General features: G+C 42.4%; 8 protein-coding genes. 5 read left to right on the top strand and 3 right to left on the bottom strand.

Translation table 11 applies throughout. From position 1 onward, the window contains the following. The first annotated feature begins 41 nt into the window (after positions 1 to 41). The 5 genes from M9196_RS03885 (at position 42) to M9196_RS03865 (ending at position 6934) form a co-directional block, all read left to right on the top strand. Positions 42 to 434: a RidA family protein gene (locus M9196_RS03885; RefSeq protein ID WP_250616211.1), complete on the top strand. Its 393-nt coding sequence runs from the start codon at positions 42 to 44 to the stop codon at positions 432 to 434. 189 nt (positions 435 to 623) lie between these two features. Beyond that, positions 624 to 2117, top strand: a complete 1494-nt coding sequence (locus M9196_RS03880) for a sodium:solute symporter family protein (RefSeq protein ID WP_250616210.1) — start codon at positions 624 to 626, stop codon at positions 2115 to 2117. Positions 2118 to 2532: 415 nt separating this feature from the next. Next, positions 2533 to 3252 carry an oligogalacturonate-specific porin KdgM family protein gene (locus M9196_RS03875; protein ID WP_250616209.1) on the top strand — a complete coding sequence of 240 codons (720 nt, stop codon included), beginning with the start codon at positions 2533 to 2535 and terminating at the stop codon, positions 3250 to 3252. A 10-nt stretch (positions 3253 to 3262) separates the two neighbouring features. Beyond that, entirely contained in the window at positions 3263 to 5716 is a 2454-nt protein-coding gene (locus M9196_RS03870; protein WP_250616208.1) for a family 20 glycosylhydrolase, read from the top strand. 264 nt (positions 5717 to 5980) lie between these two features. Then, positions 5981 to 6934, top strand: a complete 954-nt coding sequence (locus M9196_RS03865) for a sensor domain-containing diguanylate cyclase (protein ID WP_250616207.1) — start codon at positions 5981 to 5983, stop codon at positions 6932 to 6934. 97 nt (positions 6935 to 7031) lie between these two features. Here M9196_RS03865 and M9196_RS03860 read toward each other — a convergent pair whose 3' ends face one another. The 3 genes from M9196_RS03860 to M9196_RS03850 form a co-directional block, all read right to left on the bottom strand. Beyond that, positions 7032 to 7622: an HAD family hydrolase gene (locus tag M9196_RS03860; RefSeq protein WP_250616206.1), complete on the bottom strand. Its 591-nt coding sequence runs from the start codon at positions 7620 to 7622 to the stop codon at positions 7032 to 7034. Between the two features lie 89 nt (positions 7623 to 7711). Further along, the gene (locus M9196_RS03855; protein ID WP_250616205.1) at positions 7712 to 10558 is read right to left on the bottom strand and encodes a PAS domain-containing hybrid sensor histidine kinase/response regulator; all 2847 of its coding nucleotides are present in this window, start codon (positions 10556 to 10558) and stop codon (positions 7712 to 7714) included. Beyond that, a complete protein-coding gene (locus M9196_RS03850; RefSeq protein ID WP_250616204.1) occupies positions 10551 to 11705 on the bottom strand; it encodes a cytochrome-c peroxidase in 1155 nt (384 codons plus the stop codon). Before M9196_RS03850 ends, M9196_RS03855 begins: the two co-directional genes overlap by 8 nt. Between the last annotated feature and the right edge of the window lie 10 nt (positions 11706 to 11715).

The raw sequence follows: 11715 nt of genomic DNA, 5'->3' as shown, positions 1-11715 counted from the left end.
TTTAGGTAAGTAAATAATTAAGTATAAACTTTGGAGTTAAAATGACTATTAAACGTTATGGTATTGAAGGTGGTGTGGGTACTGGTGGTCAGCACCTTCCGTTTGCGAGAGCAACAGAAGCGGGCGGCTTTCTTTATGTTTCGGGTCAAACACCAATGACTGATGGTGAAGTGGTAGAAGGGGGCATCATTGATCAGTCTCGTCTTGCTATCCAAAACTGTGTCGACATTATGGAAGAAGCGGGCTACGGACTTGAAGACGTGATGCATGTAAAAGTAGTACTGACGGATTCTCGTTACTTCCAATCGTTCAATAAAGTATTCCGCGAGTTTTTTGGTGCGAACCCTCCTGCTCGAATTTGCATGGTGTGCGACTTAGTCGTTGATGTGAAAGTAGAAGTCGATGTTACCTGCTATCGTTCAGATCGTGCTTAAATATTACACCCATTAATAATATTAATAGATGTATATTAAGTAGCATTGGAAGGGCATGATGATGCCCTTCACATAACAATAAAAATTTACTTTGAATTAAAATTATTCAATCAATAAATGTTACTTTAAGATAATAACGTAAAACTATAAGTGGTTAATGCACACCACAATTATATTTGGAGATGTTCAATGAACAGTACACTCTTTTTAACTGGTTTCGGAATATATGTGTGTTTTCTTATTTGGTTAGGGTGGTTTGTATCACGTAATCAAAAGTCTGGGGAAGACTTCCTTTTAGGTGGCCGCGGCTTACCTTTGTTTCTTGTTTTAGGTACCACGGTTGCCACCATGGTAGGAACGGGCTCAAGTATGGGCGCGGTCGGCTTTGGGTATGCTAACGGTTGGGCTGGTGCCTTGTATGGCATTGGTGGTGCGTTAGGCATTTTGTTGTTAGCTCTATGGTTTGCTCCTGTACGTAAACTCAATTTCATGACCATGAGTGAAGAACTGGCGTATTACGTTGGCGCTAATCGCGTGGTGAAAAATGTGGTTGGTGTGCTGATTTTTGTCGCCTCTATTGGTTGGTTAGGTGCCCATATTCTTGGTGGCGGGATGTATCTCGCATGGATCGCTGATATTGATCTAAACGTCGCCAAAGTGATTATTGCCGCAGCCTTTACGATTTATGTTGTGATTGGCGGTTACACGGCGGTGGTTTGGACCGATACTATTCAAGCGGTCATCTTGTTTGTTGGCTTTATCTTGATGGCTGTGATGTCAGTGCAATACATTGGTGGTCTTGATAACCTTTATGCTGCGATGGACCCTGCTGCGACGAGCTTTTTAGCGATTGAAAAACTAGGTGTAATCCCGGCTATTTCTTTGGCGGTGGTGATCGGAGTGGGTGTATTGGCTACACCATCGTTCCGCCAGCGTATATACTCTGGTAAAGATGTTTCTACTATTCGCCGTTCATTCGTGATGTCTGGTGTACTGTATCTCTTTTTCTCTATCATTCCAGCCATTATTGGTATGGCGGCTCATGCGATTGACCCATCGTTAGAAAACCCTAACTTCTCATTCCCTTATGTCGCGGCAACGGTATTGCCAGTAGGCGTGGGTATGATTGTATTAATTGCAGGTCTTTCGGCGACAATGTCGAGTGCAAGCTCTGATGCGATCGCAGGAGTATCGATTCTACTTCGCGACGTTTACGTGATGTTCACTGGTCGTATGCCTCATAAAGACTCCATGCTGAACTACTCACGTCTAGCGCTGATTGTTGTCATTGGTTTTGCACTACTATTTGCGTTAACTTCAAACGATATCATTGGCTACATTACCAAAATGATTTCAACCGTCATGTCTGGAATGTTCGTATGTGGCATGCTAGGACGTTTCTGGAAGCGTTATAATTGGCAGGGTGCAATTGCAACTTTGATAGGGGCATCATGTGCATCGTTTACCGTAATGCTTAGCCCAACACTAACGACATATTGGGGCAACCCGGTTATACCTTCTGTGTTAGTGGCGACATTCGCTGGTGTTGTTGTGAGTCTACTGACGCCAGCTAATACCGTTTCCCCTGAGCAAGCACAAGCAATACTCGATGCAGAGCGAGCGCAAATGGAGTTAAGTGATACTTCTGATGTAACCATTAAGTCATCACCAGTGACAGAATAATAAAACGTTAATGGAGTGCCGAAAGGCGCTCCATATTTTTCCATATTTTTCCATATTTTTCCATATTTTTCCATATTTGTCGTAGGTCATACTCCTAACGCATTTTCCCAAAAATAATATGGATACATAGATAGTGCTTTTTAGTAAGCGCTTGGTTGAAATTAACTGCTGCATGGATAGACGGATGTTGTCGGCAAAGTTAATTTTTCGTAAATGGAGGTGCTCTGGCTATATTGGTTTAAGAGGGAGTTTATAGTGTTAAATAGCTCGAAGAAAACATCAGAGTAATAGATATAATAATTCAGCTGTTATAATTTATGTTGCTGTGTTATTGACGTTTCCCTTTTTCTTGTGATGGTATTTGCTATGTAAGTTTAATATGGCACGTCACAACTATTAATTGATAAAAATTATTATGAATAAACTCGTTCCCTCTGCATTATTTATAGTTATATCTTCATCAGCATATTCAGCGACTACGTATCTTGATTTAAGACATGAGTATCGAGACCCTTCAGATCGTCATCGTAGTCGCGTTATTTTAGGTCATCATTTTGATAATGGTTATGGTATTGAAATGCTTACTAACGTTAACCATGGTACTTATGGCGATAGCTTTGGTAGTAACTTGCGCTTATCGAACACGGAGATAACCAATTACTACACCTACGCTGTTAACGATAACTTTGTCTTAAATCCGGGTTTGACCATGAACTTTATGAGTTCTAATACGTTTTATATGCCGTATTTAAAATTGAACTATAACTTTGATAACGGATTATTTATTCACGGACGTTATCGATATGATTTTTCAAGCGCAGAAGCACAAAATGCTGCGGGAGAAAATGAAACTATTCGTCGTAACCGATACGATATGTGGACAGGATATAACACGGATGATTTTACACTCTCATATGCATATACCTATTTCGATCAAATAACTAATCACCCTGGTGAACTTGCTAATGGCGAGCAAACCGCGAGAGAGCATACGTTTAAATTCTTATATAAATACTCAAGCTTTATGAGGCCGTATGCGGAAATTGTTGATGCTGATAAAAATATTTATATTCCAGCACCAAATACTGGCGAAACAGAATGGCGCTATAGAATTGGACTAAACTTTGTATTCTAAGGACATAATAATGAAAAAGAATGTATTATCACTACTCGTCGCCGGTTCACTGATGTCGGCAACGGCATGGGCCGCTGCACCCAATACCGATCTTAATTTAATGCCTTACCCACAATCCGTTGAGTTGGGAGTAGGTCAAGTTGAACTGACAAAAGACTTTAGCGTTTATATTAAAGGCTATCGGTCTGAGCGAGTAGATTTTACCGCTAAGCGATTCATCGAACGTTTAGAAAGGCAAACGGGTTTGCCAACTCTTAATTGGACTGCCGACTCTGAAAGTTCAGCGACGCTAGTTATTGATATAGCAGAAGCACCTCAATCTGATGTGCAAGATATGGATGCGGATGAGTCCTATCAGTTAGTCGCAAAGAACGGTCAAATTACACTTAAGGCCAATCGTCCTTACGGGGCAATCCGCGGTATTGAAACCTTGCTTCAGCTTGTTGTCACGGATGCAAAAGGCTACCACGTACCTGAAGTGAATATTGATGACGCGCCTCGCTTCCCTTGGCGAGGGGTTTCTTATGATACGTCTCGTCACTTTGTTGAAATGGACGTTATCTTACGACAGCTCGATGCCATGGCCTCGGCAAAAATGAACGTTTTCCATTGGCACCTATGGGATGACCAAGGGATTCGCATTCAACTCGATAATTACACAAAATTGTGGCAAGACACGACGGATGGTGATTACTACACCAAAGACGATATTCGCCATGTCGTTGAGTATGCGCGTCAGCGTGGTATTCGAGTCATTCCAGAAATCTCATTACCGGGTCACGCATCGGCGGTTGCTCACGCTTATCCTGATTTAATGTCTGGTATGGGTGAGCAAAGCTATGAGCAGCAAAGGGAGTGGGGGGTATTCGAACCGTTAATGGATCCAACTAACCCTGACTTGTACGTGATGTTAGAGAGCGTCTTTGATGAGGTAGTAGAACTATTCCCAGATGAGTACTTCCATATCGGTGGTGATGAGCCAAATTACAAACAATGGAAAGAAAATCCATCTATTCAAGCTTTTATAAAAGAAAATGATTTAGACGGTGAGCGTGGTTTACAATCTTACCTGAACGCTAAAGTTGAAAAAATGCTAGAGAAACGCGGCAAAAAAATGTCTGGTTGGGATGAAATTTGGCATAAAGACTTACCAAAATCGATCGTGATTCAAAGTTGGCGAGGTCACGATAGCATCGGGCGTGCAGCTCAAGAAGGTTACCAAGGGTTGCTGTCTACAGGCTACTACTTAGACCAACCACAACCAACGAATTATCACTACCGAAATGACCCGATGCCTCAAGGCATCACGGTAGACGATACGCTTCATCAGGGGGAACGCTTTGTCAGTTATGAATGGCAAAAGCCTCGTACCAAAGGCGGTCCAAGAAAAGGATTGTTGACCATTATTCAAGCTAAAGATGGGAAAGTCCGTGCATTTACCGATTACAACGGCAAGTCCCGTACAGAAGTTGAAATTATAGAATATACGCCGGGCGAGAGCTTCCGTGGTCACTTTGATAACTTTATGTCGTATACCGAGTTTAATCTTAAACTATCAGGTGAAGACTTGGCAGAAGGAAGCTATCAGTTAATTGGTAACGTTCGCTGGCCGACTACCGGTAAGGTTGTTGCATCTTCTTCCAAAGAAGGCTCGTCAATTCCGGCTCCAACCGGTGGATACCCAGCAGAGCTCACGGATGATGAAAAGTCATTAATTCTTGGTGGTGAAATTACCGTATGGGGTGAGAACTATAATTCACTCACAGTTGAGAATCGTATTTGGCCTCGCAGTTATGTCATTGCCGAGCGTTTATGGTCCGACGAATCGTTAACTGATGAAGCAAGCATGTATAAACGTATGCGAGCGGTAGACACTTGGTCGGAGATTTCAGTTGGTTTGCGTCATCATACTAATGCCCGCCTGCTGATTGAAAGACTGGCTAACGGAGCGAATCCTGAGCCATTACTAACCTTAGCGGACTACACTGAACCTGCTCAATATTATGCGCGAAATTGGGAGAAGTGGATTCAAACTGAAACGCCAGGCGATTTGTATAATCAACATGAGCGTTTAAACCGATTTGCCGATGCACTCGCGGTAGAAAGCTATGCCGTTTATGAGATGAACGACTTAGTCCAAGCATATCAAATGGGTGATCAAGCTGCGCTCGACGGATTAGAGCAGCATTATGTAACGGTGGCTGCGGCAGCTGAAGCTTCTGCCAAAATCTTTGCCAATAACATCGCGTCTGTCGATACGGTTGATGTAGCGAAGTCGACGGTCAACATCGCGCAGCTTGGTCAAACCTTAATTTCTCGCGCTCGTGCTGGAGAAACATTATCGCCAGCCGATGTAAAAGAGTATCAGAAAATGATTGATGCGGTTGCTGTGATCAAAGATGAAACGATCGTTGCGGTTACTATGCCAACGGAAAGGTTACTTCATACTATCGCAAGAAAATAATAACGATTTTTATCTGTAGATGGTTCCTCTTGGCTACAGATAAGTGTCAAACGTTATGAATTAAACGCCTCCAATTTGGGGGCGTTTTACTTTGGTTAACGAACAGTATTTCTCAGAGGCTTTGGGCGTTGAGTGATGAAAAGTATACTTAACGAGGAGATGGTAGGGCGGTGCATCGGAATATAATTATAACGATAAATCGAAGTGGTAATAGAACATAACTATACTAGTTTTAAAGGACGAGTATTAAGAGTTAAAGACGCTATGCAAACACCACCTATCCCTGCTAATGAAGAGTATCGTGTACATCTTTTACGTCAGCTAAAGATTTTAGATACTCCGCGAGAAGAACGTTTTGACCGTGTTACTCGCTTGGCTAAGCGCATGTTTAATGTCGATATCGCGCTGGTGAGTCTTATTGATGAACATAGGCAGTGGTTTAAGTCTGGTTTTGGGATAGACGCGACGGAAACCCATCGCGACATTTCTTTTTGTGGGCACGCAATTTTAGGTGATGAGCCCTTTATTGTTCCTGATGCGCTGGCTGATCGTCGCTTTTGGGATAACCCTCTGGTACAAGGGGATCCTCAAATACGATTTTACGCGGGTGTGCCTCTAAAGCTTGATGGAGGGGAAAAGATAGGGACATTATGCATTATTGATCGCCAGCCTAGGCACTTTACGGATCAAGAAGTACATGACCTGATTGATTTAGCGAAATTAGCAGAGGGTGAGCTAGTTGCTAATTTAAATTCTACTATTGATGAGTTGACGCAGATATCGAATCGACGTGGGTTCAATGAGTTAGCAGAGAAAGTGATCAGCAAATGTCGCTTTTCGATGGAGCCATACAGTCTAGCTTATTTTGATCTCAATGATTTTAAAAAGATTAATGATACATTAGGGCACTCTATTGGTGATGATGCGTTAACGTCTTTTTCGCGGCTATTAATTGATAACTTTAGAGATTCAGATGTTATTGCTCGCATAGGTGGAGATGAATTCGTCGTGCTAATGTCAGGTACAACCGGTGGGGATGCTCGTTATCCTATGACTCGTTTTGATGAAGAAGTCGTGAAGTTTAACAACGCAAGTCCCCGTGTATACCAACTAGGTTATAGCGTTGGAGTGGTTTCTTGCTCTCCATTGGAAGACATCAACCATAATCAGTTATTAGATAGAGCTGACAAAGCAATGTATCAGTACAAGCGAGAGTAGTGCTATAAGCGTGAGTAGTAGTACAAGCGAGAGTAGTGGGATAAGTGAGTGTAGCTCGTTGCCCCCTCCTCACGCAATGGAGCCGTTCTAGCCCCATTCAACATACCTTCAATGAATTAAGCAGTCCTAGCAGGGTAGGGTAGCTGAAATTGGCTTGGCTTGGTGCATTGCTTTCACTGAGTCCGTTTGAAATGAAGCAGCTCTGACAATTTGCGTTTATGGCCGTTTCTATATCGTAGTAATGATCACCAACATACAGAATCTCCTGCGGATTTAATTGCCACTTATTCATCAAGTGGTATAACGAATCGGGTGCGGGTTTAGGGGCAAACTCTTCTCTTGTTAATAATGACTCGATAGGAAGCTGATGAGCGAGTATCTTTGTTGTCGCAGCCGAGCGGCAATTCCTAGTAATAACGCCTATAAAGTACCCTTGCTGTGTGAGCCAATGAATCAGTTCTTTGGCGCCAGGCATAAGACTACTCGCGGCAGCGTCTTGAATCTCATGATCTCGAATAATATTTGATAATCGTTGCTGCTCTTGGTCACCGAATTGTTCTAAGTGCATCAAGAGATCGCAATCTTGTGGGCAATTAAGTTGTTGGCGCAGCAGAGTAAAGTTTATATTGGAAGAGACGAGTGTATTGTCTAAATCAAATACGATTGCTTTAAGAGTGTGAAGGCTCAAGGGTAGCGTACCAAAGCAGTAGTAGGTAACCCCAGAATAAGATAGCTTACTCTGCTTGGATAGAGAAAGATAAGGTAACTGTGAGGCGGTTATCCATCAAAGTGCTTTTTCTCAAGGGGAGCAGGCTGAGTGCTGTGTGATTCCTCTGCTGATCGACATTGTTCAATAATACGTATCGCTTGATGGATATTTACCTCGACTAAATTAATAAGAGACTGCATATCGTGGATGTTAGGTTGCTGTCCACTGTTAAGTTGTGTCAAGAGACTATCGAGTTTGCTTTCGACAAGGTGTAGTTTGAGGTCACTAATATTTGCCTGCAGTGACGTGAGCGTTATTAACACTTCAGGTATCCCTTTTTCCGTATAAACTTGCACAAGTTCATCTAGAGAGGTTTCTGTTAGGTGCTTAAACTTTATTATTCTGTTGATATCAATAGCATTATCCAAATTCGACTCGCTATTGAGCGTTATCTCCGCTTCGGTGGTGCTGATACTCTCTAGCTTGGTCGTATCATGTCGGATAAGTTGTAAAATATTAGCGTGACTGTGATTTTGTGATGGGGTCATGAGTTGATGGCGGAAGCGTTGAAGCGCATCGATAAAGCTCTCTTTTTGAAGCGGTTTAGTTAAGATATGGTTTGCTCCAGCTGTCATGAAATTATCATGAGCTTCTTTAAATACGTCGGCAGTACAGCCAAATATTACCGTATTACATTTGAGCTGTTGTCGAATAATGCTAGTGGCTTCTATGCCGTCCATAACCGGCATATGGTTGTCCATAATAATCAGGTCATAGGTGTTATTTTTGACACAGTCAACCGCGATCTCTCCATTTTGCGCAACTTCAACTTGATGACCTTGTTTTGTACAAAATGTCTTAGTTACTAAAGCGTTAACCTTATTATCTTCGACAAGAAGAATGTTGAGGGAGCAGGCTATTGCCTGGTCATCAAGTGAGACGGCTTTGTCGTGCGTGGTTTGAATATTTTTAATTGGTATTAGTTCTAACGTTACTGAAAAAGTACTGCCTTTACCGATGGTACTTTTGACAGTGACATCTCCGCTCATCAAGTTGGTTAATTGTTTAACAATGGCAAGCCCAAGACCGGTTCCTCCAAATTGTCGAGTGGTGGATGATTCTGCTTGGACGAAAGGGCTGAATATTGAATCTAATTTATCGCTTGGAATGCCTATACCCGTGTCTTCGATACGAATAACGAGCGTTTCATGCTGAGGCTTCGTAGAGTCGAGATGAGTCAAGGTTATCTTAACGTCACCTGCTGAAGTGAATTTCACCGAGTTACTTAATAAATTGAAAATAATTTGACGAATTCTGGATTTGTCCCCTTTGTAGGACTTACCTTTCGGTAGTTGGTTAACTAATTCAAATTCAATCCCTTTTTCTTTACATAGTGAAGAGTAGGTACTAACTATTGGGTCACAGATGTCTTCGATTGAAAAGTCGAGAACTTCCAATTCAAGCTTACCTTCTTCAATCTTAGATATATCAAGAATGTCGTTAAGCAGTGAAAGTAAGTGGTTCCCTGATTCTAAAAGAATATGCAGCTGTTGACGATGTTGTACGTTAGTGATTGAGGATTCGAGAATTTGGGCCATGCCCATAATGCCATTAAGTGGGGTGCGCAGTTCATGGCTCATCGTGGCAAGAAATGTGGACTTGGCTTGATTAGACGCGTCAGCTTTTTCAACGGCCAATTCTAGACTTTGTAGTAATTTTTTCCGCTCACTACTGTCACGCTCTACGGCAATAAATTGTTCAATTTCATGCTGTGCATTGAGTATCGGGGTAATGACAATATCAATCCAATATGGTTGGCCGTCCTTATGGTAGTTCACAAGTTCTGATTTAACCGTGTTACCTTGCTTGAGCTCTTCAGATATACGGCTAACTTCGCTGTGTGCCGTCTCTTCGCCTTGCAAAACTGTACCAGGCTTTTTCCCCGCGATCTCATGAAATTGATAACCTGATATTCTTTCGAATGCCGCATTGACCCAAGTTGTTTTCCCTTCTTTGTCTGTGATGATGATAGCGTCACTCGCATGTTCAACCACCATAGCAAGGTGAGAGCGCTCTTTTTCTTTAGTCAGAAGGTCTGTATTCAGTTGTCGTTCGCGGTACTGCTGGATTTGTTGTTTTCGATACAAATAACACCCAACAAAGAACAGCAACAGCATGGAAGCAATAGTCATTTTGACTTGTGTTGATAATGTTTGCTCAAGCCAATAGCTATTTGTGGTATCCGTTAGTCGGTGAATCTCGCTATCGATTAGCGATTGTGTTTCTAATTTAATCGTGTTCTTGACCCTATCGTTAAGGATTAGGTATCCCTTTAAAGTCTGGAGCTCTCTGTATTGCGATGCTCCCTGTAGCTTGGGCATTTCCGCTCCTTCTGCCCCCAGTTTAGATGTTGAATCCAAATATTGAAAAATCGCGAGCTTGTCCTGATTCGAATAGGTATTCGTCTTGAGGGTCGTTTCTAGCGTTTTGATCGCATTAGTGGAATATTCCATGGATACTTTTGCACTAAGCAGTCGCTCTAGGCGCTGTGTGAAAGCGCGAAGGTCGTCTTTTATCTGGAGCGCGTAGTCCAATCCTTCCTTCGGGATCGGACTGAGAAAAGAAGGATAACTTTGGCTGTTATTTTTGATATTGTCATAGAGCCGTTCAGAGATGACTTCGAGTTCTACTAATTCGCTTGAAAAGACGTCGTAGCTATCGGTCGAGCTGTACTCGAAAGCATAGATTTCGTCGAGACGGTGAGTCATGCTTTGTGAAAGTGAGAGGTAAGATTTTTGGTATGATTCACTTATGTACATACTGACTGCATTGGTTATTAACCCCCCACAAGAAAGCGAAATGGCAAGTAAATACAGAAAGTCGACGCGTTGCTTTGTTAGTAGTCGGTTACTCATAGGATAGCTCTTTGAGATTAGGTGGTGCGGGGGCGGAGAGTGAATGTAAAAATGCGCTAATTTCTATTACGGTGGTTGCGTCTAGGTCTTGGCCGAGTTGGATATTTGCCATGGTAACGATGGCCTCTTCTAATGTAGTACTGCTGCCATCATGAAAGTATGGCGGTGTATCTGCGACGTTTCTAAGACTTGGCACGCGAAATACGTTTTTATCGCTCTCGATACCTGTCACGTTGTAGCGTCCTAAATCTTCGCTTTGATGTGTGTTTTCTCTTATGTTGCCGAATTTTTGAAACAAATTACCGCCAATGTTCACTCCTTGATGGCAGACGATACAACCCAGCGACTGAAATTTTTGCCAGCCTTTTTCCGCAGCTGGATCAATGGCGTGCCTGTTGCCTTTTAGATAAAGGTCAAATGGTGCATTTGGTGTAGTCAGTGCAGTCATAAAAGTGACGAGCGAGTGCTTAATGTTTTTTGTCGTTATGCCATCACGCCATACTTCGTTGAACTGTTGTCGGTAATGTTTGTTGGACTTGACGTAATGAGTAATGCTATCCCAGTTACTATCCATTTCGAGCGGGTTGTGCACGGGGCCATCCATTTGGTGCTCTAGACTAGCAGCACTGCCGTCCCAAAAAAAACGAGTATTATGAGAGATATTAAATACTGTCGGAGAATTCCTAGTGCCTGCTCCTTTTACACCCGTCGATACTTTGCTGTCCTCCGCTCCGTTAACGAATATATGATGACAAGACTCACAGCTGACTTTGCCGTTAGATGAAAGGTTAGGATCGAGAAAGAGTTGAAAACCAATTTTGGCGATTGGCTTTGTTTCAGCATTGAGTGGACTAGGTTCAATCGGGGAAATGAGAGGAATCGATGAAGAGACTTTGCTGCTAGTAAGTGAATGGTGCTCATGCTCTTCAAGCTGACTGATAGTGAAGGGCGAAGTAAAGCTGAGCAGTAGCCAAGCGGAAAACAGAAAAAGTAAGGTTATAGCGACGAGCCATTTGATGATGTAAGTGTTCATATAGCCCGCCATTGCATTGATGTTGTTTATTAGTATGGGATACGTATTCATCGATTCAATGCGATCTAAAAAAAAAACAAAAATAATGAACTTACCTTGAAACGTATGTCTCATAGAGGGCAGC

The sequence above is a fragment of the Vibrio methylphosphonaticus genome, from assembly GCF_023634655.1.
GTDB classification, from domain to species: domain Bacteria; phylum Pseudomonadota; class Gammaproteobacteria; order Enterobacterales; family Vibrionaceae; genus Vibrio; species Vibrio methylphosphonaticus.
Note: the sequence above shows the minus strand (reverse complement) of the source record. Positions and strands in the feature narration are given on the sequence as shown.